Raw genomic sequence first — 25788 nt, 5'->3', positions numbered from 1 at the left:
AATTGGCTCCGTGACCAGGACTCGAACCTGGGACCCAATGATTAACAGTCATTTGCTCTACCGACTGAGCTATCACGGAACTACATATTTCAATTTACAACGGTGAAACTTACAGCTCTTAGACCCTCGTTCGCATCGCTGCGTTCGTGTGTCTGAGGCGCGCTATTCTACAACCTAGATCACCTCTGTCAACCCCCTAAATTGCTTTCAAGTTAATGATTTGCAACTTATTTCAGATTTCTGCTCAGTGAGCTGAAACCGTGTTGGTGACTGACTGCGGGGCGCACTTTACAAGCCTTTTCCTTTGAGTTCAACAGCCTAACGAAAAAAAGGCCTCGCAAAGCGAGGCCTTCTTCAAATAACCAGCGTTTGAACTCAGTTGAAAACGATTTCGTCGTTCGTAACTACGCCGGTTGCTGTATCGCCGGGCAAGAAATGCCCCGACAAGATCAGCTGTGCCAACGGGTTCTCGATCCAGCGCTGGATCGCCCGTTTCAGTGGACGTGCACCGTAGACCGGGTCGTAACCCACCGCTATCAGCTTGTCCATGGCTTCTGGACTCAGTTCCAGCTTCAGCTCGCGCTCGGCCAGACGGCTGCGCAGGCGGCTCAACTGGATCTCGGTGATGCCCGCAATCTGATCCCGCGCCAATGGCTCGAAGATCACCACTTCGTCGACCCGGTTGATGAACTCCGGACGGAAGTGGCTGGTCAGCGCGTCCATTACGGCTGCACGCTGAGCCTCACGGTCACCCACCAGTTCCTGGATCTGCACCGAACCGAGGTTCGAAGTCATGACGATCACAGTATTGCGGAAGTCCACCGTACGCCCGTGGCTGTCGGTCAGTCGCCCATCCTCCAGCACTTGCAGCAAGATGTTGAACACATCCGGGTGCGCCTTCTCGACTTCGTCCAGCAGGATCACCGAGTACGGCTTGCGACGTACCGCTTCGGTCAGGTAACCGCCTTCTTCATAGCCGACATATCCTGGTGGCGCCCCGATCAGTCGAGCCACGGAATGTTTCTCCATGAACTCGGACATGTCGATCCGCACCATCGCCTCTTCAGTATCAAAGAGGAATTCGGCCAGCGCCTTGCACAACTCGGTTTTACCGACACCGGTCGGGCCGAGGAACATGAACGAGCCGCTCGGACGATTCGGGTCGGACAACCCGGCACGGGAACGCCGTACCGCATTGGACACGGCCACCACCGCTTCTTCCTGACCGATCACCCGTTTGTGCAACAGGCTTTCCATTTTCATCAGTTTGTCGCGCTCGCCTTCGAGCATTTTCGACACAGGAATGCCGGTCCACTTCGACACGACTTCGGCGATTTCCTCTTCAGTCACCTTGCTGCGCAGCAACTGGTTTTCGCTCTTGCCGTGCTGGTCGACCATTTGCAGGCTGCGTTCCAGATCCGGGATCACCCCGTACTGCAACTCGGCCATGCGGTTCAGGTCACCTTTGCGGCGTGCAGCTTCCAGTTCCTGACGCGACTGTTCGATCTTCTGCTGAATCTGTGCAGAACCCTGAACCTCGGCTTTTTCCGAATTCCAGATTTCTTCCAGATCCGAATACTCGCGCTCCAGACGAACGATTTCTTCCTGAAGTTTTTCCAGGCGTTTCATCGCCGCTTCATCGCTTTCTTTCTTCAGCGCCTGGGATTCCACCTTGAGCTGTATCAAGCGACGTTCCAGACGATCCAGCACTTCCGGCTTGGAGTCGATCTCCATGCGGATACGGCTGGCGGCCTCGTCGATCAGGTCGATGGCCTTGTCCGGCAGCTGCCGATCCGTGATGTAGCGATGGCTGAGCTTGGCTGCCGCGATGATCGCGCCATCGGTGATCGCCACCTTGTGGTGAACCTCGTAACGCTCTTTGAGGCCACGCAGGATGGCAATCGTGTCTTCTTCGCTCGGCTCATCCACCAGCACTTTCTGGAAGCGCCGTTCGAGGGCCGCGTCCTTCTCTATATATTGACGGTACTCGTTGAGCGTGGTCGCGCCGACACAATGCAACTCGCCACGCGCCAGTGCTGGCTTGAGCATGTTGCCCGCATCCATCGAGCCTTCGCCTTTACCGGCGCCGACCATGGTGTGCAGTTCGTCGATGAACAGAATGATCTGCCCTTCCTGCTTCGACAGCTCGTTAAGCAGGGATTTCAGGCGTTCTTCGAACTCACCGCGATACTTGGCACCGGCAATCAGCGCGCCCATATCCAGCGACAGCAGGCGCTTGCCCTTGAGGCCATCCGGTACTTCGCCATTGATGATGCGCTGGGCCAGACCTTCGGCAATCGCGGTTTTACCCACGCCAGGCTCACCGATCAGCACCGGGTTGTTCTTGGTGCGACGTTGCAGAACCTGAATGGTGCGACGGATTTCGTCGTCACGGCCGATCACCGGATCGAGCTTGCCGTCTTCGGCGCGCTTGGTCAGGTCGACGGTGTATTTGTCCAGCGCCTGACGCGACTCTTCGTGGTTGGCGTCATTCACTGCCTCACCGCCACGCAGATTGTTGATCGCGTTTTCCAGGGCTTTCTTGCTGACGCCCTGGCCGAGCAGCAACTTGCCGAGCTTGCTGTTCTCGTCCATGGCGGCGAGCAGCACCAGTTCGCTGGAAATGAACTGGTCACCTTTCTGCTGGGCCAGACGATCGGCCTGATTGAGCAGGCGCGCCAGATCCTGCGACATGTTGACGTCGCCGGTCGGGTTCTGGATTTTCGGCAGTTGATCGAGCTCTTTGGTCAGCTCTTTACGCAAGCTGTTGACGTCGAAGCCCACCTGCATCAGCAAGGGCTTGATCGAACCACCCTGCTGTTCAAGCATGGCTTGCATCAAGTGCGCCGGCTCAATTGCCGGATGATCATGACCGACGGCCAGAGATTGGGCGTCGGACAAGGCTAACTGTAACTTACTGGTTAAACGGTCTATTCGCATGGGTCACCTTCCTTTTGAGCAGGCCGGACCTAAAAACCGTCCTGAATAAAGAAACCTGCCAGATACCGCTATAGATGCGGTCGATTCTGGAAGATTCAAGCGTCAGAGGGTTGATGCAGATCAGTCAGTCTAGCGGGTGAGCCAAACGAGGGAGGCAAAGCGACCGGTGCGCGACGCACGGCGATAGGAAAAGAAGCGTGGATCGCTCACGGTGCAGAATCCGCCGCCATACACGGCGGTGACACCGCGTACGGCCAGACGCAAACGCGCCAGCTCGTAGATATCAGCCATGAACTTGCCGGGATTGACGCTGGGCACGAAGGCCTTGGCAGCCTCGGGCAATTGATTGACGAAGACTTCGCGCACTTCCGGGCCGACTTCAAAGGCTTGCGGGCCGATGGCCGGGCCGAGCCAGACCAATACGTCTTGCGGTGCCGCATCGAGATGATCGAGCGTGGCTTCGAGCACACCCGCCGCCAACCCGCGCCAACCGGCATGGGCTGCCGCAACACGGGTGCCGGCACGATTGCAGAACAGCGCTGGCAGACAATCAGCGGTCATTGCCGTGCAGGCAATGCCTGGAGTGTCGGTCCAACTGGCGTCAGCGGTGGCAACCACGCCCGGATCGGCATGGGCGACGGCAATGCCGTGCACTTGCTGCAACCAGGCAGGCTTTATAGAGAAGTGATCGGTCAGGCGACGACGGTTCTCGGCGACGGCCTCTGGGTGATCATCGACATGATCACCCAGATTGAGGCTGTCGAACGGCGCCTCGCTGACACCACCCTCGCGGGTGCTGACGCAGGCTTTGACGCTGGCCGGCGCAGGCCAGTCCGGCGTCAGCCAGTTCATCCGATGAATGCCTCACGATCCTGCTTGAGCAGGGTCAGCAGCCAGACGAAATCATCAGGCAATGCCGATTCCCAGCTCATGCGCACACCGGTCGTCGGATGGTCCAGCTCAAGGAATCGCGCATGCAGGGCCTGCCGCGGGAAATTCTTGAGGGTTTCGACCATGTTCAGGTTGGCGGCTGGCGGAATGCGGAAACGACCGCCGTACGCCGGATCGCCGACCAACGGGAAGTTGATGTGCGCCATGTGTACGCGAATCTGGTGCGTACGGCCGGTTTCCAGTTTCACCCGAACGTGGGTGTGGGAACGGAAACGCTCCAGCACGCGATAGTGGCTGACGGCAGGCTTGCCGCCTTCCATCACCGCCATGCGCTGGCGCTGCTGGCCGTGACGACCAATCGGCGCGTTGATCTTGCCGCCGGCAGTCACCACACCAATCACGATGCATTCGTAGATCCGGCTGACACTGCGGCTTTGCAGCTGTGTCACCAGTTTCGTCTGCGCCTGAATGGTCTTGGCCACCACCATCAGACCGGTGGTGTCCTTGTCCAGGCGATGCACGATACCGGCGCGCGGGACATTGATGATGTCCGGCACGTGGTGCAGCAAGGCGTTGAGCAAGGTGCCATCGGCGTGACCGGCAGCCGGGTGCACCACCAGGCCCGCAGGCTTGTTGATCACCAGAATGTCGTCGTCTTCATAGACGATGTCGAGTTCGATGTCCTGGGCGATCCATTCGCCCTGGGCTTCTTGCTCGGCAGTCAGCTCAAGGATGGCACCGCCATGCACGATGTCACGCGGGCGGATGACCGCCCCGTCCACAGTCAGGCGACCTTCTTTGATCCAGGCGGAAAGGCGCGAGCGAGAGTGCTCAGCGAAGAGTTGGGCGGCGACTTGATCGAGGCGTTGGCCGCCCAATTCGGACGGCACCTCTGCGCTAAGTTCAATTTTCTCGGACATGCTCTGACTAGGCGTCGGCACAGCCTTTGGTTTCGGCTGCGCGCTTGTGGTTAAATACGGCGTCTTTTGCCCCGAGGCTTTTCAACGGGGCGCTCATCATAACAGGACGGCCCCGCCCAAGACAGCGGCCGTCATAGGGACGCAAGCCGCCATGCAAGTGAAACACCTGCTGCTGATCGCCATCCTCGCATTGACCGCTGCTTGCTCATCGAAGGAAGTCGTAGACGAAAACCTGAGCGAAGCCGAGCTGTATCAGCAGGCCCAGCAAGATTTGGATAACAATAGCTATACCAGCGCTACAGCCAAGCTGAAGGCTCTGGAATCGCGTTATCCGTTCGGTCGCTACGCTGACCAGGCACAGCTTGAGCTGATTTATGCGAACTACAAGAACGCCGAGCCGGAAGCTGCAAAGTCCGCCGCCGAGCGTTTCATTCGTTTGCATCCACAGCATCCGAACGTGGATTACGCCTACTACCTTAAAGGTCTGACTTCTTTCGACCAGGACGTTGGCCTGCTGGCGCGCTTCCTGCCGCTGGACATGACCAAGCGTGATCCGGGCGCTGCGCGCGACTCCTACAACGAGTTCGCCCAGCTGACCAGCCGCTACCCGAACAGCCGCTACGCGCCGGACGCCAAGCAGCGCATGATTTATCTGCGCAACCTGCTGGCGGCCTACGAAATCCACGTAGCCGACTACTACCTGACCCGTCAGGCTTATGTTGCTGCCGCCAACCGTGGCCGTTACGTAGTGGAAAACTTCCAGGAAACCCCATCGGTCGGTGACGGCCTGGCGGTAATGACTGAAGCCTATCAGCGTCTGCACCTCGACGAACTGGCGGCTACCAGCCTGGAAACGCTGAAGCTCAACTACCCGAATCACCCGACCCTGCAGGACGGCCAGTTCGTGCCACGCGTGGCCGAGGCGGACAACCGTTCTTTCCTGAGCAAGGCGACTCTGGGCCTGATCGAATCGCGTCCGCCGCTGCCGCCGGGCGAGACCCGCGCCAACCAGGACGTGCAGAAGCAGTTCCAGGACGCGAAAGACGCGATCCCGAACGACCTCAAGCCGAAAGACGAAAACGGCGACGTGATCGAAGAAACACACGAAGCCGCCGGCAACAACGACGACCGCTCGTGGTTCAGCTACATGACCTTCGGCGTGTTCGACTGACACACCGGGTTGCACAAAAAGGGAGATCTTCGGATCTCCCTTTTTTATTGCCGCACGTTAATAGGCTGTGCGCTTGTCAGGACCTTGGCTAAACTGCCGAATCATTAGTCGGAAAGCCGCTCATCATGCTTCGTTTACTGTTCTGGATCGTCCTGATATTTGCTGCGGTCTGGCTGTGGCGCAAATTCAAGGCGCCCGCCTCGTCCCAATCCAATAACGCCCCTCGCGAGCAAGACGCCCCGCCGATGGTGCGTTGCGCCCATTGCGGCGTGCATTTGCCGCGCGACCGTGCGTTAAGCGTTCAACAACAATGGTATTGCAGCCAGGCTCACCTCGAGCAAGGCCCCGGTTCCAGTGGTCGCTGAGGCCGCCAACGCCGACAGCAAACAGGCCCAGCGACTGCTGCGCCTTTATCACCTTTACCGCCTGAGCGTCGGCATCACCCTGGTGCTGCTGATCTCCAGCAACATGGACAACCGGCTGCTGACGTCGTCCAACGACGACTTGTTGCGCAGTGGCAGCTGGTTGTATCTGATACTGAATATTCTGCTGGTGGTGTTCCTCGAGAACACCCGACGCCCGGCGCAGCTGTTCACGCTGGCGCTGGTCGATGTCTTGCTGCTGTGCGGTCTGTTTTACGCCGCCGGTGGGGTAGCCAGTGCGATTGGCAACTTGCTGATCGTCTCGGTGGCGATCAGCAATACCCTGCTGCGGCGACGCATCGGCCTGCTGATTGCGGCCATCGGCGCCCTCGGCATCGTCGGTCTGAGCTTTCTACTGAGCTTCAGTCATCCGCTGAGCGCCAACGATTACCTGCAAGCCGGCACGCTCGGCGCCCTGTGTTTTGCTGCATCGTTGCTGGTGCAAGGGCTGATCCGCCGCCTGGAGGTCAGCGAGAACCTTGCCGAACAACGTGCCAGCGAAGTGGTGGGGCTCGAAGCCCTCAACGCGCTGATCCTGCAGCGCATGCGCACCGGGATTCTGGTGCTCGATGAACAGCGACGGGTGCTGCTGGCCAACCATGGCGCCCAGACCCTGCTGGCGCAATCGCACCTTGAAGGGCATTTGCTGGAAGACTTTTCACCCGTGTTGGTCGAACGCCTGCAACTGTGGCTGAACAATCCGACGCTGCGCCCGCAAAGCCTGAAAATCCCCGGCAACGGTCTGGAACTGCAACCCAACTTCATCGCCCTCGATCAAAGCCCCAACCAGCAAACCCTGATCTTTCTTGAAGATCTCGCGCAAATCGCCCAGCAAGCCCAACAACTGAAACTCGCCGCACTGGGCCGACTCACCGCCGGTATCGCTCATGAAATCCGCAATCCGCTGGGCGCAATCAGCCATGCAGCGCAGCTAATGGGCGAATCCGAGGAACTCGATAGCGCGGATCGGCGTCTGACGCAGATCATTCAAGATCACTCGCAGCGCATGAACCGAATCATTGAAAACGTCCTGCAACTGTCCCGCCGCCAGCAGGCCGCCCCGCAGCGCCTGGACCTCAAGCCATGGCTGGAACACTTCGTCGAAGAAAGCCGCGAGCAGGCCACCGAGCGCCAGCAGGTTCATCTGCGGATCAATTCAGGTGATTTCACAACCCTGATGGACCCCAACCAGCTCACGCAAATTCTCGACAATCTGTTACGCAACGGCTGGCGCCATAGCGCCCTGCTCCACGATCAGGCCGAAGTCTGGCTGGCGCTTTTCGTCGACCCCGAGAGCCAACTGGCGGTGCTTGAAGTGCAGGACAACGGCCCCGGTGTGCCGCTGGATCAACAGGCGCATTTGTTCGAACCGTTCTTCACCACCAGCAGCCAAGGCACCGGCCTTGGGCTTTATCTGTCCCGTGAGCTGTGCGAAAGCAACCAAGCGCGCCTAGACTTCAAATCACGCCAAGGCGGCGGCTGCTTTCGCATCACCTTTGCTCACGGACGGAAACAAAGTTGAACACGAGCCCACGGCAAAAAATCCTCATCGTCGACGACGAGCCGGATATCCGCGAACTCCTGGAAATCACCCTGGGACGGATGAAACTCGACACCTTCAGCGCGCGCAACCTCGGCGAAGCCCAGGCATTGTTGCAGCGAAATACCTTCGATCTGTGCCTGACCGACATGCGCCTGCCCGACGGCACGGGGCTGGAGTTGGTGCAGCACATACAGCAACGTTATCCACAACTGCCGGTGGCGATGATTACCGCGTATGGCAGTCTGGAAACGGCGATCAATGCGTTGAAGGCCGGGGCTTTCGACTTTCTCACCAAGCCGGTGGATCTCACGCGCTTGCGCGAACTGGTCAGCACCGCGCTGAAGATGCCGGCGGCAGGCATCGCCAGTACCTCGATTGACCGGCGACTGCTCGGTGATTCACTACCGATGCGCAATCTGCGCAAACAGATCGACAAACTGGCCCGCAGTCAGGCGCCGGTCTATATCAGCGGTGAATCCGGCAGCGGCAAGGAACTGGCCGCCCGACTGATTCACGAACAGGGCCCACGCGCCAGTCAGCCGTTTGTGCCGGTGAACTGCGGTGCGATTCCTTCGGAACTGATGGAAAGCGAATTTTTCGGTCACCGCAAAGGCAGTTTCAGCGGCGCCGTCGAGGACAAACCCGGGCTGTTTCAGGCAGCCCATCGTGGCACGCTGTTTCTTGATGAAGTCGCGGACTTGCCGCTTCCCATGCAGGTGAAACTGCTGCGGGCGATTCAGGAAAAAGCGGTGCGCAGCGTCGGCGGCCAGCAGGAAACCGTGGTTGATGTGCGCATCCTTTGCGCCACGCACAAGGACCTCGAAACGGAAGTCGCCGCCGAGCGCTTTCGTCAGGATCTGTATTACCGGCTGAATGTGATCGAACTGCGCGTGCCTTCACTGCGCGAACGTCGCGATGACATCGAAGTGCTGGCCGGGCATATGCTCAAGCGCCTGGCCAATGGCAGCGGCCAACCAGCTGCGCGGCTGCATCCTCAGGCGCTGGAAGCACTCAAAGGCTATCGTTTTCCAGGCAATGTGCGGGAGCTGGAAAACGTCCTCGAGCGGGCGCACACCTTGTGTGAAAACCGTACGATCGAGGCGCAAGACCTGCGGTTGAGCGAGGGTAATTGCGCAGCAGACAGCGGTGTGCCGGACCTGACGCAGATCGACAATCTGGAAGATTATCTGGAGAACGTCGAACGCAAACTGATCTTGCAGGCCCTGGAAGAAACCCGCTGGAATCGCACGGCGGCGGCGCAGCGCTTGAGTTTGTCGTTCAGATCAATGCGCTATCGATTGAAAAAACTCGGTCTGGATTGAGGGCCCCTTCGCGAGCAGGCTCACTCCTACAATGTTCGTGGCGTACACAAAACTTATGTCCACCGCAAAACCTGTGGGAGCGGGCTTGCCCGCGATGGCGTCGGCACATTCAGAATTGTTGCCAACTGACCCTCCGCTATCGCGAGCAGGCTCACTCCTACAATGTCCGTGGCGTACACAAAACTTATGTCCACCGCAAAACCTGTGGGAGCGGGCTTGCCCGCGATGGCGTCGGCACATCCAGAATTGTTGCCAACTGACCCTCCGCTATCGCGAGCAGGCTCACTCCTACAATGTCCGTGGCGTACACAAAATTTATGTCCACCGAAGAACCTGTGGGAGCGGGCTTGCCCGCGATGGCGTCGGCACATCCAGAATTGTTGCCAACTGCCCCTCCGCTATCGCGAGCAGGCTCACTCCTACAATGTCCGTGGCGTACACAAAATTTATGTCCACCGCAGAACCTGTGGGAGTGAGCCTGCTCGCGATGGCGTCGGCACATCCAGAATCTCTGCCAACTGACCCACCGCTATCGCGAGCAGGCTCACTCCTACAGTGTCCGTGGCGTACACAAAACTTATGTCCACCGCAAAACCTGTGGGAGCGGGCTTGCCCGCGATGGCGTCGGCACATCCAGAATTGTTGCCAACTGACCCTCCGCTATCGCGAGCAGGCTCACTCCTACAATGTCCGTGGCGTACACAAAATTTATGTCCACCGCAGAACCTGTGGGAGCGGGCTTGCCCGCGATGGCGTCGGCACATTCAGAATCTCTGCCAACTGACCCACCGCTATCGCGAGCAGGCTCACTCCTACAATGTCCGTGGCGTACACAAACTTTATGTCCACCGCAAAACCTGTGGGAGCGGGCTTGCCCGCGATGGCGTCGGCACATTCAGAATTGTTGCCAACTGACCCTCCGCTATCGCGAGCAGGCTCACTCCTACAATGTCCGTGGCGTACACAAAATTTATGTCCACCGCAGAACCTGTCGGAGCGGGCTTGCCCGCGATGGCGTCGGCACATCCAGAATTGTTGCCAACTGACCCTCCGCTATCGCGAGCAGGCTCACTCCTACAATGTCCGTGGCGTACACAAAATTTATGTCCACCGCAAAACCTGTGGGAGTGAGCCTGCTCGCGATGGCGTCGGCACATTCAGAATCTCTGCCAACTGACCCACCGCTATCGCGAGCAGGCTCACTCCTACAATGTCCGTGGCGTACACAAAATTTATGTCCACCGCAAAACCTGTGGGAGCGAGCCTGCTCGCGATGGCGTCGGCACATCCAGAATTGTTGCCAACTGACCCTCCGCTATCGCGAGCAGGCTCACTCCTACAATGTCCGTGGCGTACACAAAATTTATGTCCACCGCAGAACCTGTGGGAGCGGGCTTGCCCGCGATGGCGTCGGCACATCCAGAATTGTTGCCAACTGACCCTCCGCTATCGCGAGCAGGCTCACTCCTACAATGTCCGTGGCGTAGACAAAATTTATGTCCACCGCAGAACCTGTGGGAGCGGGCTTGCCCGCGATGGCGGTCTGACAAACGCCGGTAGATGTTCGACTAGATACGACCCGCAGGTGCGTAAGGCGCCGGATCGATGATCGGCGCACGCCCCAGCATCACATCGGCAAACAACTGACACGACGCCGGCGCCAGTACCAGCCCATTGCGGTAATGCCCGCAATTGAGCCACAACCCGGCAAACCCCGGAACCTGACCGATATAGGGAATGCCTTCAGGCGAACCCGGGCGCAATCCTGCCCAATGCCCCACCACCTCGGCTTCCGCCAGCGCCGGCAACAACTCGATCGCCGAAGCCTTGAGGCTTTCCAGCGCGACATCGGTCGGTGTCTTGTCGAAACCTTCGTGCTCCAGCGTGCTGCCGATCAGGATATGGCCGTCACGACGCGGGATCGCGTAACGTCCCTTGGCCAAGACCATGCTCGGCAGAAAATCCGCTGCGCATTTGTAGAGGATCATCTGTCCCTTAACCGGCTCGACCGGCAAACTCAGGTCCAGTGTCTTCAGCAAATCACCACTCCAGGCCCCAGCCGTCAGCACTACCTGATCGCCGTGGATCACGCCATTCGAGGTCTGTACACCAACCACTCGCGCGCCCTCACGGACAAACCCGCTGACCTCGCATTGCTCATGAATCGTCACGTTCGGCAGCGCCAGCAATGCTGCTTTCAACGATTTCACCAGACGCGGGTTACGCACATTGGCGACATCGGCCATGTAGATTGCTCGCGAAAAACCTTCACCAAGCACCGGCACCGCAGCGTGCGCATCAGAGATATCCACAGCTCGCAGCGGGCGATTTTCGCGCTCGGCCCAGGCCAGCGCTTCGGCTTCGTCATCCAGATCCAGCCAGTACAGGCCGGTGGTGTGTACTTCAGGATCGACCCCGGTGTCGGCAAACAAGCGCTCGCCGAGCTGTGGATAAAAATCCTGTGACCAATGCGCCAGCGCGGTGACTGCCGGGCTGTAGCGCCACGGATACAGCGGAGAAACGATGCCGCCGCCAGCCCAGGACGATTCCTGGCCAACGCTGGAACGGTCGAGCAGCACCACGCTGCCCACTTCGGAGGCGAGATTGTAGGCGGTCAGCAGGCCAATAACACCGCCACCGACAATCACCACTTGCTGTTGCCTGGTCATGTTTGATTCAACCTAAAAAGACAGTGGGCGCAAAAGACGCCCGAAGAGATGCGCCCTCAGCGGCCCCAGCAATCCTTGGTGGTCAGCCCGGCAGTCGCGTTGTTCATGCTTCTGACACCGGTGTTGGTCAGGGTGAAATCCCCGCACTTGTCGGTGGCCATGGTGCTGCCAGCCTTGCGGGTGGCAGTCAGCAGGAAGGTCTGGTCGGTGATGGTCGGGGTAATGGTGTAGAAATCGTTACCCGCGTTCAGTCCCGTCGCATTGGTGTAGACATTGTTCTTCGAGTAGAAGCGCTCAAGTATCTGCGCCTGCTCCGACAGGGTCGAAACTATTTCGGCGCGACGGCCCTTCTTCACGTATTCGGTGAGGCTTGGATAGCCGATGGTAATGACGATCCCGATGATCGCAATCACGATCATGATTTCAATCAGGGTGAAACCTCGGTTGGATCTACGCATGCCTCAATCTCTCACTTACTGTATTTGTCGCCACATGATACGACGGCTACCACCGCCGCCCTTTTCCACCAGCGTGGTGACAGCGCCACTGGTGTCTGTCACGACCTTGCCTGTCCCGCCATTGACGATGGAGTTCAGCGTCGGAATGCCGCCGGTGAACACCACACCACTGGAAATCGTGTCGTTACTGTCCACCAAGCCGTCGGCGTTGGTGTCCAGTACCGCGTAGTTGAGCATCTTACCGCTGAACGCATCGAGTTCGACCAGTTTGCCGGTGCCGAAACTCGAACACGGGTCGGTGGTATCGACGCTGGCGGTGGTAAACACGATCCGCCCGAGCACCAGACTTGCCTGATTGATCACCCGCTCGCCGGTCAACACGCTGTTGTACACCAGCGGCAGATACCAGCCCTTCTCCGCCGGATAGGTCGTGTCGTTCTGCGTGGTGGTAATGAATTGCCCGGTGCTGCCGGAGAACACCCCGGTGATCGCTTGCGCCTGCAAACTGCTGACGGTGATCTGCCCCGAGCCGCCATCGGCGTCCCACACCGAATAGAACGCCTGCAAATCCTTGTTGGTCTTGTCCGCAGTTTCGTTGAACTTGCCGGTGCCGACGAAGATCTGTTTGCCACCGAGAGAGTTGTCCGCCAGCAGCGGCTGCGCAGTGATCGGTTGTGTCGTGCCGCCAGCCGTGGTGAACAGCGGCTTGCCGGAAAACGCCACGCCCCAACTGTCCGTCGACGTGGCGCTCAGGTCGAACTTCCATAACCGCCCTTTCAAGTCTCCGCCGTAAGCGGCCTGCACCACGTTGGATGAATTGACCTTGAGCTTCACCGACGAAAGACCGTTGGTGGTTTCGGTACTGTCGATGACGATTTTCTTGATCAGCGAGCCGTCACGTACATCCAGCACATACAACGCCGCTACCCCGGAGTTGCTGCCGTAACCATTTGAGATGAATGCGGCCCAGCGACCATCGGCCAAGCGTGCCACTTCCGGCCGTGCGTAGGCATAACCCAGATCATTAAAAACGTTGGCGGTGTTAGCTGTGACCGGCGCACTGACTTCCCATAACGAACTCAGAACATTGCCCGCCGACGCATCAAATAATTGCAGCGCGTAGAACGTCTTGCCACCCGCACCAGTGCCGCCAATGGCCAGGGTTTTCCACGCACTGTTGAACTGCATGTCGTAAACCCCGACCTGACCGTCCACCAAAAACTTGTGGCTGACGCCGTTGATGTAAGTCGGATCGGCAATCAGCCGCAGCGACGGCAACACGCTGGACGGCATGTAGGCATAACGCCGAGTGCCGTTGGCCGCGTTGATGACGTTAACGAACCCGTCGTTGGCATTCACCACCAGACTGGTATTCATGTTCGCCGCTTTGGTGCTCAGGTAAGTGGTGTACGTGGTGTCGCCGGAGAGATCGGATGCGGTCTTATCGCTTGGCGAAGCCAGCACCAGCGGCGAATTGATGATGTCGCCCAACAACACGCTGCGCACTTTAAGCCCGGTTTTGTTGGTGCCCTTGCTCCATTCCACCAGATCACTGCCGCTGATGCCGGTGGGCAGACTCTGACTGAGCGTGGTCTGCTGCGCGGCGGAAAAGTTACCGTACGCAAGGGTGATCGGTGCGTTGCTTGTGGTGTTCCACGATTGGTAGGTCGGCGCGGTGGCGCCAGGCACGATCGTCGTGTCAGTCGTCCAGAGTGCCGTTGCCGTATTCACAGCTCCAGCGGAGGTGAAGCCAAAAGACTTGATCGTGCCGCGCCAGTCCTTGGGGTCATAGCTGGTCTGGAAAAAATTGCTGCTGCTGGTGAGCGTGGTGCCGTTGGTGACACCGCTGCCGCCAGAGCCGGCCTTGGAGGTGATGTCACTCAATGCCGACGACAGAGCGGTATTCAGACCGGCGCTGTCATTCGCCTGGTAATACTTGCCCTGCCCGTAACTCGCCGCGTCCGACAGCATGGCGTTGGCAGCGGTGAATCCCACGGTGTAGGTGTTCATGTATTGCTTGGGAAAGTCCGTCGAACTCCAGCTCTTGCCCGCCGCGTCAGTGCCGGTCGAACGCATGTCGATATCAAAAGCGAATTTGGCGATGTCGTCCAGATACAACGTGTCGCCCTCGTTATCGCCATTGAGGTTGTTGCCGTCATTGTTGATGCCATCCCAGTTCGGCAAACGGCTGCCACCCAGCGGGTCGTTGCTGGGGAAGGTTCGGTCGTAGGTCGGCAGGCCGTCAGTGATCACCACCCCGTAATTTTTCTGGCAGCGGTACTGGATCGGACTGGTGTAGGTGCTCGGCGTGGTGTTGTAGTACGGCGTCATGCCGCGCATGTAGCGGGTAATTTCGTAATAGGTTTCCGCCAGCGGCGTATTGGCCACGGCGCTCAAGGCATTGATCGACGAGATCAGCGCGTTGTAGTTGGTATCGGCCTGCGCCTGGGTCACGCTGCCGGTGACCGGCGCCAGATCGCTGATCGAACGGGCGATGTAGCCACCATTACCCGGGTTGTTGCTGGTGACCGGGTTGAAGGTCGACAGGCCGATACGCAAGGTACGGTTGCTGGTGACCAGCGCCGTGGACACGTTACGCGCGACGTTGATCCGGTAGTCGTTGGGAATGGCGCCAGTAGTGAAGTCGCGCGTGCCATTGTTGATCGCCAACCCGACCACGTAGGAAATGTAATCGTCCGTGTAACGGGTGTTGCCGCTACCGACCGGGTCAGGCAGTTTCAGACACAGCGGCGCCAGACTGTTGTTGTAAAAAGCATACGCCCCGCCCGAGCAGCCGGAGGTCGGCAGGCTGGACAGAAAAATCGGATCGCCGGTAATCGCCGTCGAACTCAGGCACAAACCGAGCAAGGCATTGCATTGCCTTGCCGCCGTCCGGGAAACGGTCGGATCGAAGCCCGCCGCATAAATGATGCTGTTCATGCTGCCCGAGTCATCGATCAGCAAAATCACATTCGGCGGCACGGCGGCCGCGCTCAACAACGGCGAGTCGGAGGGGGTGAACGCATACGCCGGCGCGGCCAGATAAAAGCTCAGCAACATGCCGACCAGCAGCGACCACCATCCGTAGCGGTACTCAGTACTTCGCATAGACACTCTCCACAACGCTGCGCGAAGTGCCGGTGATACCGACAGCGGTCACCCGATACAAGGTCGCCGAGGTATTACTCGGCACGTTCACCGCAGTCAGGGTGGTGCCAATGTTCTGCACACCATAAAACCCGTTGCCGGCAGCAATCCATGTCACTCCAGAAGTCGAGTTAAGTCCCGCTGCACTGACCACCGAAGACTCGGCCGGTGGCGCGCACTGCACGGTGCCGCTGCACACCGCCAATGAATAGCTCGCGAGCTGCACGGCACTTTCACCGATACGCAGTGCGGCTTCAGCGGTCTGGAACGACTGATTGCGCAGACTCACGCTGCCGGCCATTTTTTCCTGAAGGTTGGCGCTTTGCATCGATGACAAACCAATCAATGTCAGCAGCAACAGAAACACCAGGCTGACCAGCAAAATCATGCCGCGCTGCGTCTGGCGCTGATGGAGAGAAATACTCATCGGCCCGGCCCTCATTGCAAGCGGTTGCGCAAAGCGGCAACCACGTTGAAGGTTTGACTGGCCACCTGATTGCTCGGGTCGGTGAGGGTCAGGCTCAGGCGCACACTGCGGATGCGCGCCGGATCGCTGGGGTTGGCGCTGTAGGTCGAGGCCGCGACGTCGGTCGCCGAAGTCGCCAGACCGAAAGTCACGGTGAAGGCACTGACGTTGTTAACCAGCACCTGTTGAGTTGGTGTGCCGCTTCCGGTGCCCATCAGTATCTGGTTGTTGCTGAAGCTGTAGATCAGACGGCGCAGCGGAAAGTTGATCAACCCGCTCGCGGCGCTACGTGCGCCGGTATACGCCGTGGCGCTGTTGCGGCAATCGGAGACCACCGTCCAGGTCGGCGTCCCGCCGCCACTGCCAATGTCCGCCGTGACCATCGTCAGTTTGAGGTTGGCATTGTCCCAACTGATCGGCGTGATTTGCACAGCGGCGAAATCCCCCGCCGTACTGGAGTCAGTGATAGTACCGAGACAGCCGAACATTCCCACCATGCGGATTTCCTGAATCATCTTGCTCAAGACGAAGCGGGCGTCTTCCTGCATCGCGGCGGAGCTGTTCTGGCTGACATAGGTATTCTTCGCGGAGATGAATATCTGTACCACGCCCAACACCACGATCAGTCCCAACGTCAGGGCAATGAGCATTTCGATCAGGCCAAAGCCACGGTTATGCTGCCTCATGGCGAAGTCACCGGATCGACCGCGGCGCGACTGGTCAGCACAAAGCTGCGCGTGGTGCCGGTGGCGTTGGCCGCCCGCGAGTCATTCCAGTTGATGGTGATGGTGTACACCCGCTGACTGAGGGCGATGGTGCCGGTGGCGGTCGGCCCGCCGAAATTGACGATATTGGTGGTGAAATCGTAGAGATCCTGATCTCGGGAAACGTTCAGGTTGCCCGAGGTCGGTGGGGTAACGGTGTAATCGGCGCCAGAGTTGGCCCGGATGCGATCCATCATGTCGTAGGCGATGAAGCTCGCCTGACTGGTCATCCGCGAACTGTCGGTGTATTTCAGCGAATTCAACTGGACGGCTGCGGCCCCCAAAATCCCGACCGTCAGAATCAGCAGCGCGACCAGTACCTCGATCAGCGTCATGCCCTCCTGTGCACCTGCGCTCCCTGCCCTCATCCGCAACTTCCACCCAATTGAATTCGTCCGTTCAGACACACGTTAAGCGTCCTGCTTTGCGTTCCCAGCGTGTAGCTGATGACCACCGCCGTAGACGGGGCCGCCAGACCACCCAGATTGTTGAAATCCAGCGCGGTCACTCCTGAGGTTAGCGTCAGAGTCGCACCGCTGCTCATCGCTGGAACAACCCGCAATACATTGGCCGGAGTGCCAGTACTGTCGTAGACCGACAATTCGCCGGTCCAGACGCTGCCACCAGCGGTCGGACGCAGCCGCAGGGTCGTGCCTCGATCAATCGCTTCAAGGCGTGCGTAATTGATTGCCCGTTGCAGGTCGCCCATTTCGGTATCGGCCCTGCTGCCTTGCACCGATCGGGTAAACCCCGGCACCGCCAGGGTGATGAGGATCACAAACACGGCGACCGCGACCAACAACTCGATCAGCGTGAAACCTTTTGAATGATGATCCATCGATGCCCTCCGTTGCCGTCGGCTATACCAGTTACACGCTAGAACATTCGGCCGACCTGTGTCGGTTGATTTGCCCTGCGCGGTGCACGGATTGCACCGCGCAGCACCATCCACGGAGGAAATCGTCATGCCGCAACAGGGCTTCAGTCTGATTGAACTGCTTATGGGACTGGCAATCGGCGCAATTGTTCTGCTGCTGGTCAGCCCGGCGTTCGCCGCGTTGAGAGAGTCGAATCATCGCGATCAGGCCGCGCAGTCGTTGCTCGACGGTATTCGCAACGCACGCAGCATGGCCATCACCCGCAATCAGAGCGTGGTGATTTATGGCATCAACGGCGACTGGAGTCAGGGCTGGCGGATCATTCTGGATATCAGCGGCAAAGGAGCGGAGGACAGCAGCAACCCGCTGCTGATCGAGCGCGCAGGTGATGCGCGGGTTCCGATTGTCGGCAATTGGGCGGTCAGTCGTTATGTACGGTTCAGCAGTCTGGGACAACCGCTGATGCCCGGGCGGGCGTTTCAGGCAGGGACGTTACACATCTGCTCGGCTCACGAGCCGGTCAGCCAGCTCCAGGTGGTGCTGGCGGCGACCGGTCGAGTGCGCCTGGGCAGCGAAAAGGCTGAACAGGCGCGGTGCCAGAAGGCGAAAAGCGTTAAATCGAACGGACGCGCAGTTCTTTAGGCATCGAGAACGTGATGTTCTCTTCGCGCCCGGCGAGCTCATCGGCGCCGGTTGCACCCCAAGCCTGCAATTGCTGAATCACGCCACGCACCAACACTTCCGGCGCAGAAGCACCGGCGGTGATGCCGATACGCTCGACACCGTCGAACCAGCTCTGTTGCAGGTCTTCGGCGCCGTCGATCAGGTAGGCCGGAGTGGCCATGCGCTCAGCCAGTTCACGCAAACGGTTGGAGTTGGAGCTGTTCGGGCTCCCGACCACCAACACTACGTCGCATTCGTCGGCCAGTTGCTTGACCGCGTCCTGACGGTTTTGCGTGGCGTAGCAAATGTCGTCCTTGCGCGGGCCACCGATGGCCGGGAAACGTGTGCGCAGGGCATCGATGACGCGACTGGTGTCGTCCATCGACAACGTAGTCTGGGTCACGAACGCCAGTTTTTCCGGGTCGTGCACTTGCAGTTCGGCAACGTCTTTCTCGTCTTCGACCAGGTAGATAGCGCCACCATTGCTGGAGTCGTACTGGCCCATGGTGCCTTCGACTTCCGGGTGACCGGCGTGGCCGATCAGAATGCACTCACGACCATCGCGGCTGTATTTCGCGACTTCGATGTGCACCTTGGTGACTAGTGGGCAGGTAGCGTCGAACACTTTCAGGCCACGGCCGGAAGCTTCGGTACGCACAGCCTGGGAAACGCCGTGAGCACTGAAGATCACGATGACGTCGTCCGGCACCTGATCCAGTTCTTCGACGAAGATCGCGCCACGGCTGCGCAGGTCTTCGACCACGAACTTGTTGTGCACCACTTCATGACGCACGTAGATCGGCGGCCCGAAGACTTCGAGGGCGCGGTTGACGATTTCGATCGCCCGGTCCACGCCGGCGCAGAAGCCACGGGGGTTGGCGAGTTTGATTTGCATGCTGTGCCTCGTGTCTTGCGCGCAAGAAATAGCGAAAACGATGGAAAACATTGTGGGAGTGAGCTTGCTCACGAAAGCGGTGTGTCAGACAACTTAAATGTTGAATGTCAGTCAGCATTCGCGAGCAAGCTCGCTCCCACAGTGGTTCTGCTTTGTTACTCAGAGCGCTTTGACGGAGAAGATTTCCACGTCAAAGGTCAATGTCTTGCCAGCCAGCGGGTGGTTGAAGTCGATGGTCACTTGCGTGTCGTCGAACTCTTTCACCACGCCCGGCAGCTCAGTATTGGCCGCATCGTTGAAGATCACCAGCAAACCCGGCGATAGCTCCATGTCGGCGAACTGCGAACGCGGGATGATCTGCACGTTCTGCGGGTTCGGCTGACCGAAAGCGTTTTCCGGTTCAACTGTCAGAGTGCGCTTGTCACCGGCCTTGAAGCCGAACAATGCCGCTTCGAAACCCGGCAACAGGTTGCCATCGCCGACCTTGAACGTGGCCGGAGCCTTGTCGAAAGTGCTGTCGACGGTGTCGCCGTTTTCCAGGCGCAAGGCAAAGTGCAAAGTGACTTCCGTGTTCTGGCCGATGCGTTGTTCAGCTTCAGTCATGAACGGTTTCTCCGGTTTTCTTGGATTTGAACATATCCAGTGCCAGCATCACCGCGCCTACGCTGATCGCGCTGTCGGCGAAGTTGAACGCCGGGAAGTACCAGCGGTTCTGCCAGTGCACCAGAATGAAATCGATCACATGGCCCAGGGCAATGCGGTCATACAGATTGCCCAGTGCGCCACCCAGCACCAGCGCCAGAGCGACGGCCAGCCAGGTTTCGTTGCGACCCAGGCGCTTGAGCCAGACCACCAGCACCGCACTGACCGCAATCGCGATCAGGGCGAACAGCCAGCGCTGCCAGCCGGAGCTGTCAGCCAGGAAGCTGAACGCAGCACCGGTGTTGTAAGCCAGGGTCCAGCTGAAGTAATCGGGAATGATCACAATCTGCTGGTACATCTCGAGCTTGCCTTCGAAGTAGAACTTGCTGGCCTGGTCAATGACCAGAACCAGCAAACTCAACCAGAGCCAGCCCAACCGTCCGAAACGGCCAACGGCATTAGGCATAGTGACGAACCTCGCCAGCGCCGCTGATGTTGTCCACGCAACGACCGCAGATTTCCGGATGCTCCGGGTTCACGCCGACGTCTTCGCGGCAGTGCCAGCAACGGGCGCACTTCGGGAAGGCCGATTTGACGATCTTCAGCTTCAGCCCGCCGACTTCGGTGACCACGGCATCGGCCGGAGCCTGCACGAAGGGTGCAACGCTGGCGGTCGAGGTGATCAGCACGAAGCGCAGTTCGTTGCTCAGTTTGGCCAGATCGGCGCTCAGGTCGTCTTCAGCGAACAACGTGACTTCGGCTTGCAGGTTGCCACCGACCACTTTCGCGGCGCGCTGGATTTCCATTTCCTTGTTCACGGCAACCTTCACCGCCATGACCCGCTCCCAGTAGGCGCGACCCAGTTCGAAGCCTTCCGGCAATTCGGTCAGACCTTCGTACCAGGTGTTGAGCATGACCGACTCGTTACGCTCGCCCGGCAGGTATTCCCACAGTTCGTCGGCGGTGAACGCGAGGATCGGCGCGATCCAGCGCACCAGCGCCTCGGAGATGTGATACAGCGCGGTCTGCGCCGAACGACGAGCCTTGCTGTTGGCGCCAGTGGTGTACTGACGGTCCTTGATGATGTCGAGGTAGAAACCGCCCAATTCCTGCACGCAGAAATTGTGGATCTTCGAGTAGACGTTCCAGAAACGGTATTCGCCGTAGTGCTCTTGCAACTCGCGTTGCAGCAGCAGCGTGCGATCCACCGCCCAACGATCCAGCGCGAGCATTTCTTCGGCCGGCAAAATGTCGGTGGCCGGGTTGAAACCGGTCAGGTTCGAGAGCAGGAAGCGCGCGGTGTTACGGATACGCCGGTAGGCGTCCGCACTGCGTTGCAGGATCTGATCGGAAACCGCCATCTCACCCGAGTAGTCGGTCGAAGCGACCCACAGACGCATGATGTCGGCGCCCAGGGTGTCGTTGACCTTCTGCGGCGCGATCACGTTGCCCAGCGATTTGGACATCTTGCGCCCGGCTTCGTCGACGGTGAAGCCGTGGGTCAGCAGTTCGCGGTATGGCGCGTGGTTATCGATGGCGCAACCGGTCAGCAGCGACGAGTGGAACCAGCCACGGTGTTGGTCGGAACCTTCCAGGTACAGATCGGCACGCGGGCCGGTCTCGTGACCCATCGGGTGCGAACCACGCAGGACGTGCCAGTGCGTGGTGCCCGAATCGAACCAGACGTCGAGGGTGTCGCTGATCTTGTCGTACAGCGGCGCTTCGTCACCGAGCAACTCGGCAGCGTCCATCTTGAACCAGGCTTCGATGCCTTCGACTTCGACGCGCTTGGCAACTTCTTCCATCAGCTCGACGGTGCGTGGGTGCAGCTCGCCGCTTTCCTTGTTCAGGAAGAACGGGATCGGCACGCCCCAGTTACGCTGACGGGAGATGCACCAGTCCGGACGGTTGGCGATCATCGAGTGCAGGCGCGCCTGACCCCAGGCCGGAACGAACTTGGTTTCTTCGATAGCCTTGATCGCGCGTTTGCGCAGGGTTTCGCCAGTCGCCGGCTCTTTGTCCATACCGATGAACCACTGCGCGGTGGCGCGGTAGATCAGCGGCGTCTTGTGACGCCAGCAGTGCATGTAGCTGTGTTCGATGACGGTGGTGTGCAGCAACGCACCGACTTCGATCAGCTTGTCGACGATGGCCGGGTTGGCCTTCCAGATGAACTGGCCGCCGAAGAATTCCAGCGTCGGCACGTAAACACCGTTGCTCTGAACCGGGTTGAGGATGTCGTCGTTGACCATGCCGTATTTCTTGCAGGTCACGAAGTCGTCCACGCCGTAGGCCGGAGCGGAGTGAACCACGCCAGTGCCAGCGCCCAATTCGACGTAGTCGGCCAGGTACACCGGCGACAGACGATCATAGAACGGGTGACGGAAGTTGATCAGTTCCAGTTCTTTACCGGTAGTGGTCGCGATGACCGAACCTTCCACGCCGTAGCGTTGCAGGCAGGACTCGACCAGCTCTTCAGCCAGTACCAGCAGCTTGTCGCCAATGTCGACCAGTGCGTAGTTGAATTCCGGGTGAACGTTCAGCGCCTGGTTGGCCGGGATGGTCCACGGGGTGGTGGTCCAGATCACGATCGAGGCAGGTTTGCCCAGCGACGGCAGACCGAAAGCGGCAGCCAGCCTGGCTTCGTCGGCAATCGGGAACGCTACGTCGATGGTCGAGGACTTCTTGTTCTCGTACTCGACTTCGGCTTCGGCCAGCGCCGAACCGCAATCGAAGCACCAGTTCACAGGCTTGAGGCCCTTGAACACGAAGCCGCCCTTGACGATTTCGGCGAGGGCGCGGATTTCACCGGCCTCGTTCTTGAAGTCCATGGTCTTGTACGGGTTGGCGAAGTCGCCCAGCACGCCGAGACGGATGAATTCGGACTTCTGCCCTTCGATCTGCTCGGTGGCGTAAGCACGGCACAGTTCACGGGTCTTGTCCGCGCCCAGGTTCTTGCCGTGGGTCACTTCAACCTTGTGCTCGATCGGCAGGCCGTGGCAGTCCCAACCCGGAACATACGGCGCGTCGAAACCCGAAAGGGTTTTCGAGCGGATGATCATGTCCTTGAGAATCTTGTTCAGCGCGTGACCGATGTGGATCGTGCCGTTGGCGTACGGAGGGCCGTCGTGCAGGACGAACTTCGGACGATCCTTGCCAATTTCGCGCAACTTTCCGTACAGGCCAATACTGTCCCAGCGCTGCAGGATCTGCGGTTCGCGCTGTGGCAGGCCGGCCTTCATTGGGAAGGCGGTGTCCGGAAGGTTTAGCGTGGCTTTATAGTCGGTCATTTAAGGCTCTTCATTAGCGATGGGCGCTAGGTGCGGCTAGTGCACGGGCGGCGGCGACATCCGCGTTGATCGCCGTTTTCAGCGCCTCCAGAGAGGCGAATCGCTGCTCTTCACGCAGCTTTTGGTGGAAAACCACCGTCAAACGCCGGTCATACAGATCGCCGGCAAAATCTAAAAGATGGACTTCAAGGTGGGCCTTGCCATCACCTTGTACCGTGGGCCGCACGCCGATATTGGCGACGCCGGGCCAGGTCTTGCCGTCGATGTCCACATCCACCAGATAAACCCCGGTGAACGGCACGCGACGACGCTTGAGTTGAACGTTGGCAGTGGGCGTACCCAATTGCCGGGCCAGTTTCTGGCCATGCAGCACACGACCGGCGATCCGGTACGGACGGCCGAGCAGGCGTTCGGCCAAGGCAAAATCGGCGGCGGCCAACGCGTTGCGCACCTGAGTGCTGCTGACGCGAATGCCATCCAGCTCGACGGTTTGCGCGGCTTCGACGGTAAAACCGTGAACCTGTCCGGCTTGCAGCAGGAAATCGAAATCGCCGAGGCGGTCGCAACCGAAGCGGAAGTCGTCACCGACCTCCAGATGCTGCACACCGAGGCCGTCGACCAGAATGGTGTCGACGAATTCACTGGCGCTGAGCTTGCTCAAACGCTGGTTGAACGCCAGGCACAAGACCCGGTCGACGCCTTCGGCGGCCAGCAACTGCAGCTTGTCGCGCAGCCGGGCCAGACGTGCCGGCGCGGTCTCGGGAGCAAAGAATTCCCGTGGCTGCGGCTCGAAAATCACCACGCAGCTGGGTACGCCCAACTCGAGCGCACGCTCACGCAGTCGGGCCAGGATAGCCTGGTGACCACGGTGAACACCGTCAAAGTTGCCAATAGTGGCGACGCAGCCCCGATGCTGGGGGCGCAAGTTGTGGAGGCCTCGAACCAGCTGCATAACGCGCTTCTTGCTCATAAAGTGGTCGATTATAACCACACCCGGCGGCCGACGACAGGCAACTCCGTAACCCAAAGTGAACGAACCGACAAAACTGCCGGCTCGCCCCGGTTTATCGAGGTCAAAACCTCAGCTCAGCGCCTTGCGATTGAAGTCGCGCAAACGGAAGCCCATCAGCAGCAACATACCGAAATACGTCACCACGCCCGCCGCTACCAATGCGCCCAGGCGCAGGAAGCGCTCAAGCATGTGGCCCTGATCCCAGGCCGGCATGAAATGCATGCCGATCAGCAATACCGCCGACATCACCGCCACCGCCACCACCAGTTTGAAACCGAACTTGGCCCAGCCCGGTTGCGGCTGATACATCTGTTGTTTGCGCAACTGATAGAACAGCAGCCCGGCATTCAGGCAGGCACCGGCACTGATCGCCAACGCCAGACCAGCGTGGGCCAGCGGACCAATCAGCACCAGGTTGAACAGTTGGGTAACGATCAGAGTAAAAATCGCGATTTTTACCGGCGTACGAATGTTCTGTTGTGCATAGAAGCCCGGCGCCAACACTTTGATCACGATAATCCCGAGCAGACCGACCGAATAGGCAATCAGCGCTCGCTGAGTCATCTCGGCATCAAAGCCACTGAACTGGCCGTACTGGAACAGCGAAACGGTCAACGGCTCGGCAAGAATCCCCAGCGCCAGGGAACACGGCAGCACCAGTACAAAGCACAGGCGCAAGCCCCAATCGAGGATTCGCGAATACTCGTGGCGATCCTTGCTGGCGTAGGTTTTTGCCAAGGTCGGCAACAAGATCGTGCCCAGTGCCACGCCCAACACCCCGGACGGCAACTCCATCAAACGGTCGGCGTAATACATCCACGACACCGAGCCGGCGACCAGAAACGAGGCGAAGATGGTGTTGATGATCAGGGAAATCTGGCTCACCGAGACGCCGAGGATCGCCGGCAGCATCTGTTTCATCACCCGCCAGACACCGGTATCGCGCAGATTCAGGCGCGGCAGTACCAGCATGCCGATCTTTTTCAGGTGTGGCAGTTGATAGAGCAACTGCGCCAGACCACCGACCAGCACCGCCCAGCCGAGGGCCATGACCGGAGGATCGAAGTACGGCGTCAGGAACAGCGCGAAGACGATCATGCTGACGTTAAGTAGCGTCGGCACGAACGCCGGCACCGAAAAACGGTTCCAGGTATTGAGAATCGCGCCGGCCAGAGACGACAGCGAGATCAGCAATATATAGGGGAAGGTCACCCGCAACAGGTCAGAGGTCAGCTGGAATTTTTCCGGCGTATCGGCAAAACCCGGGGCCGTCGCCCAGATCACCCACGGCGCGGCGATCATGCCCAGCGCGGTAACCAATGCCAGCACCAACGTCAGCAGACCCGTGACGTAGGCAATGAAAGTGCGAGTTGCCTCATCACCCTTCTGACTTTTGTATTCCGCGAGAATCGGCACAAATGCCTGGGAAAACGCCCCTTCCGCGAAAATCCTGCGCAACAAATTGGGCAGCTTGAAGGCGATAAAGAAGGCATCGGTCGCCATCCCGGCGCCGAACGTACGTGCAATCAGGGTATCCCGAACAAAGCCCAGAACCCGGGAAACCATAGTGATAGAGCTGACGGCGGCCAACGATTTGAGCAGATTCATTGAGGGAATTTGTGCCTGTCGATAAACAGCAGGCGAACAATGCGCCTACTTGTGCGATACTCCGCGCCGCAACAGCACAGAGCCAAA

At 59.2% G+C, this 25788-nt stretch carries 21 protein-coding genes and 1 tRNA gene; 5 read left to right on the top strand and 17 right to left on the bottom strand.

All coding sequences use genetic code 11. The features are described 5' to 3' along the window. Positions 1 to 3: 3 nt before the first annotated feature. From ACTWLJ_RS11420 to rluD, 4 genes are all read right to left on the bottom strand, one after another. Positions 4 to 79, bottom strand: a tRNA-Asn gene (locus ACTWLJ_RS11420). A gap of 296 nt (positions 80 to 375) precedes the next feature. Beyond that, the gene (gene clpB / locus ACTWLJ_RS11415; protein ID WP_401217375.1) at positions 376 to 2940 is read right to left on the bottom strand and encodes an ATP-dependent chaperone ClpB; all 2565 of its coding nucleotides are present in this window, start codon (positions 2938 to 2940) and stop codon (positions 376 to 378) included. 129 nt (positions 2941 to 3069) lie between these two features. After that, on the bottom strand, positions 3070 to 3792 hold the full coding sequence (gene pgeF / locus ACTWLJ_RS11410) for a peptidoglycan editing factor PgeF (RefSeq protein ID WP_445180883.1): 723 nt from the start codon (positions 3790 to 3792) through the stop codon (positions 3070 to 3072). Then, positions 3789 to 4751, bottom strand: coding sequence for a 23S rRNA pseudouridine(1911/1915/1917) synthase RluD (gene rluD / locus ACTWLJ_RS11405; protein WP_401217381.1), 963 nt, complete (start codon positions 4749 to 4751; stop codon positions 3789 to 3791). Before rluD ends, pgeF begins: the two co-directional genes overlap by 4 nt. Before the next feature lie 151 nt (positions 4752 to 4902). On the opposite strand from rluD, the gene ACTWLJ_RS11400 reads away from it, so the two are divergent. From ACTWLJ_RS11400 to ACTWLJ_RS11385, 4 genes are all read left to right on the top strand, one after another. Further along, the gene (locus tag ACTWLJ_RS11400; protein WP_445180882.1) at positions 4903 to 5922 is read left to right on the top strand and encodes an outer membrane protein assembly factor BamD; all 1020 of its coding nucleotides are present in this window, start codon (positions 4903 to 4905) and stop codon (positions 5920 to 5922) included. Between the two features lie 125 nt (positions 5923 to 6047). Continuing rightward, entirely contained in the window at positions 6048 to 6287 is a 240-nt protein-coding gene (locus ACTWLJ_RS11395; RefSeq protein WP_401217384.1) for a PP0621 family protein, read from the top strand. Further along, positions 6277 to 7866 carry a sensor histidine kinase gene (locus tag ACTWLJ_RS11390; RefSeq protein ID WP_445180881.1) on the top strand — a complete coding sequence of 530 codons (1590 nt, stop codon included), beginning with the start codon at positions 6277 to 6279 and terminating at the stop codon, positions 7864 to 7866. The genes ACTWLJ_RS11395 and ACTWLJ_RS11390 overlap by 11 nt, the downstream gene beginning before the upstream one ends. Continuing rightward, positions 7863 to 9209: a sigma-54-dependent transcriptional regulator gene (locus ACTWLJ_RS11385; protein WP_445180880.1), complete on the top strand. Its 1347-nt coding sequence runs from the start codon at positions 7863 to 7865 to the stop codon at positions 9207 to 9209. Before ACTWLJ_RS11390 ends, ACTWLJ_RS11385 begins: the two co-directional genes overlap by 4 nt. A 1568-nt stretch (positions 9210 to 10777) precedes the next feature. On the opposite strand, the gene thiO is transcribed toward ACTWLJ_RS11385, so the two are convergent. The 7 genes from thiO to ACTWLJ_RS11350 are packed head-to-tail and all read right to left on the bottom strand — an operon-like array spanning position 10778 to position 17551. Next, on the bottom strand, positions 10778 to 11878 hold the full coding sequence (thiO, locus tag ACTWLJ_RS11380; RefSeq protein ID WP_445180879.1) for a glycine oxidase ThiO: 1101 nt from the start codon (positions 11876 to 11878) through the stop codon (positions 10778 to 10780). Positions 11879 to 11934: 56 nt separating this feature from the next. Then, the gene (locus ACTWLJ_RS11375) at positions 11935 to 12336 is read right to left on the bottom strand and encodes a type IV pilin protein (protein WP_445180878.1); all 402 of its coding nucleotides are present in this window, start codon (positions 12334 to 12336) and stop codon (positions 11935 to 11937) included. Between the two features lie 15 nt (positions 12337 to 12351). Beyond that, a complete protein-coding gene (locus tag ACTWLJ_RS11370) occupies positions 12352 to 15444 on the bottom strand; it encodes a pilus assembly protein (RefSeq protein ID WP_445180877.1) in 3093 nt (1030 codons plus the stop codon). Then, positions 15431 to 15910 (bottom strand): pilus assembly PilX family protein, encoded by a 480-nt coding sequence (locus ACTWLJ_RS11365; RefSeq protein ID WP_445180876.1) that lies wholly within the window; start codon positions 15908 to 15910, stop codon positions 15431 to 15433. The genes ACTWLJ_RS11370 and ACTWLJ_RS11365 overlap by 14 nt, the downstream gene beginning before the upstream one ends. Positions 15911 to 15921: 11 nt before the next feature. Then, positions 15922 to 16635, bottom strand: a complete 714-nt coding sequence (locus ACTWLJ_RS11360) for a PilW family protein (protein WP_445180875.1) — start codon at positions 16633 to 16635, stop codon at positions 15922 to 15924. Further along, entirely contained in the window at positions 16632 to 17081 is a 450-nt protein-coding gene (gene pilV, locus ACTWLJ_RS11355; RefSeq protein WP_445180874.1) for a type IV pilus modification protein PilV, read from the bottom strand. Before pilV ends, ACTWLJ_RS11360 begins: the two co-directional genes overlap by 4 nt. Further along, positions 17078 to 17551 (bottom strand): GspH/FimT family pseudopilin, encoded by a 474-nt coding sequence (locus ACTWLJ_RS11350; protein WP_445180873.1) that lies wholly within the window; start codon positions 17549 to 17551, stop codon positions 17078 to 17080. The genes pilV and ACTWLJ_RS11350 overlap by 4 nt, the downstream gene beginning before the upstream one ends. Before the next feature lie 127 nt (positions 17552 to 17678). Here ACTWLJ_RS11350 and ACTWLJ_RS11345 point away from each other — a divergent pair, with 127 nt between their 5' ends. Further along, on the top strand, positions 17679 to 18233 hold the full coding sequence (locus tag ACTWLJ_RS11345) for a GspH/FimT family pseudopilin (RefSeq protein WP_445180872.1): 555 nt from the start codon (positions 17679 to 17681) through the stop codon (positions 18231 to 18233). Here ACTWLJ_RS11345 and ispH read toward each other — a convergent pair. From ispH to murJ, 6 genes are all read right to left on the bottom strand, one after another. Beyond that, positions 18205 to 19149 (bottom strand): 4-hydroxy-3-methylbut-2-enyl diphosphate reductase, encoded by a 945-nt coding sequence (gene ispH, locus ACTWLJ_RS11340; RefSeq protein ID WP_445180871.1) that lies wholly within the window; start codon positions 19147 to 19149, stop codon positions 18205 to 18207. The two genes, ACTWLJ_RS11345 and ispH, sit on opposite strands and share 29 nt — an antisense overlap. 159 nt (positions 19150 to 19308) lie before the next feature. Continuing rightward, positions 19309 to 19752 carry an FKBP-type peptidyl-prolyl cis-trans isomerase gene (fkpB, locus tag ACTWLJ_RS11335; RefSeq protein ID WP_401220892.1) on the bottom strand — a complete coding sequence of 148 codons (444 nt, stop codon included), beginning with the start codon at positions 19750 to 19752 and terminating at the stop codon, positions 19309 to 19311. Further along, on the bottom strand, positions 19745 to 20257 hold the full coding sequence (gene lspA / locus ACTWLJ_RS11330) for a signal peptidase II (RefSeq protein WP_445180870.1): 513 nt from the start codon (positions 20255 to 20257) through the stop codon (positions 19745 to 19747). Before lspA ends, fkpB begins: the two co-directional genes overlap by 8 nt. Further along, positions 20250 to 23081, bottom strand: coding sequence for an isoleucine--tRNA ligase (gene ileS, locus ACTWLJ_RS11325; protein WP_445180869.1), 2832 nt, complete (start codon positions 23079 to 23081; stop codon positions 20250 to 20252). The genes lspA and ileS overlap by 8 nt, the downstream gene beginning before the upstream one ends. Before the next feature lie 13 nt (positions 23082 to 23094). Further along, positions 23095 to 24033, bottom strand: a complete 939-nt coding sequence (gene ribF, locus ACTWLJ_RS11320) for a bifunctional riboflavin kinase/FAD synthetase (RefSeq protein WP_445180868.1) — start codon at positions 24031 to 24033, stop codon at positions 23095 to 23097. A gap of 129 nt (positions 24034 to 24162) precedes the next feature. Further along, positions 24163 to 25701: a murein biosynthesis integral membrane protein MurJ gene (gene murJ / locus ACTWLJ_RS11315; RefSeq protein WP_401221567.1), complete on the bottom strand. Its 1539-nt coding sequence runs from the start codon at positions 25699 to 25701 to the stop codon at positions 24163 to 24165. Between the last annotated feature and the right edge of the window lie 87 nt (positions 25702 to 25788).

This window comes from Pseudomonas sp. McL0111 (assembly GCF_052567255.1).
The sequence above is the reverse complement of the archived record's forward strand: the minus strand, read 5'-3'. Positions and strand labels throughout refer to the sequence as shown.

Coding starts and splice junctions, on each gene's coding strand:
- clpB (WP_401217375.1), bottom strand. CDS start 2,940: ATGCGAATAGACCGTTTAACCAGTAAGTTACAGTTAGCCTTGTCCGAC.
- pgeF (WP_445180883.1), bottom strand. CDS start 3,792: ATGAACTGGCTGACGCCGGACTGGCCTGCGCCGGCCAGCGTCAAAGCC.
- rluD (WP_401217381.1), bottom strand. CDS start 4,751: ATGTCCGAGAAAATTGAACTTAGCGCAGAGGTGCCGTCCGAATTGGGC.
- ACTWLJ_RS11400 (WP_445180882.1), top strand. CDS start 4,903: ATGCAAGTGAAACACCTGCTGCTGATCGCCATCCTCGCATTGACCGCT.
- ACTWLJ_RS11395 (WP_401217384.1), top strand. CDS start 6,048: ATGCTTCGTTTACTGTTCTGGATCGTCCTGATATTTGCTGCGGTCTGG.
- thiO (WP_445180879.1), bottom strand. CDS start 11,878: ATGACCAGGCAACAGCAAGTGGTGATTGTCGGTGGCGGTGTTATTGGC.
- ACTWLJ_RS11375 (WP_445180878.1), bottom strand. CDS start 12,336: ATGCGTAGATCCAACCGAGGTTTCACCCTGATTGAAATCATGATCGTG.
- ACTWLJ_RS11370 (WP_445180877.1), bottom strand. CDS start 15,444: ATGCGAAGTACTGAGTACCGCTACGGATGGTGGTCGCTGCTGGTCGGC.
- ACTWLJ_RS11365 (WP_445180876.1), bottom strand. CDS start 15,910: ATGAGTATTTCTCTCCATCAGCGCCAGACGCAGCGCGGCATGATTTTG.
- ACTWLJ_RS11360 (WP_445180875.1), bottom strand. CDS start 16,635: ATGAGGCAGCATAACCGTGGCTTTGGCCTGATCGAAATGCTCATTGCC.
- pilV (WP_445180874.1), bottom strand. CDS start 17,081: ATGAGGGCAGGGAGCGCAGGTGCACAGGAGGGCATGACGCTGATCGAG.
- ACTWLJ_RS11350 (WP_445180873.1), bottom strand. CDS start 17,551: ATGGATCATCATTCAAAAGGTTTCACGCTGATCGAGTTGTTGGTCGCG.
- ACTWLJ_RS11345 (WP_445180872.1), top strand. CDS start 17,679: ATGCCGCAACAGGGCTTCAGTCTGATTGAACTGCTTATGGGACTGGCA.
- ispH (WP_445180871.1), bottom strand. CDS start 19,149: ATGCAAATCAAACTCGCCAACCCCCGTGGCTTCTGCGCCGGCGTGGAC.
- fkpB (WP_401220892.1), bottom strand. CDS start 19,752: ATGACTGAAGCTGAACAACGCATCGGCCAGAACACGGAAGTCACTTTG.
- lspA (WP_445180870.1), bottom strand. CDS start 20,257: ATGCCTAATGCCGTTGGCCGTTTCGGACGGTTGGGCTGGCTCTGGTTG.
- ileS (WP_445180869.1), bottom strand. CDS start 23,081: ATGACCGACTATAAAGCCACGCTAAACCTTCCGGACACCGCCTTCCCA.
- ribF (WP_445180868.1), bottom strand. CDS start 24,033: ATGCAGCTGGTTCGAGGCCTCCACAACTTGCGCCCCCAGCATCGGGGC.
- murJ (WP_401221567.1), bottom strand. CDS start 25,701: ATGAATCTGCTCAAATCGTTGGCCGCCGTCAGCTCTATCACTATGGTT.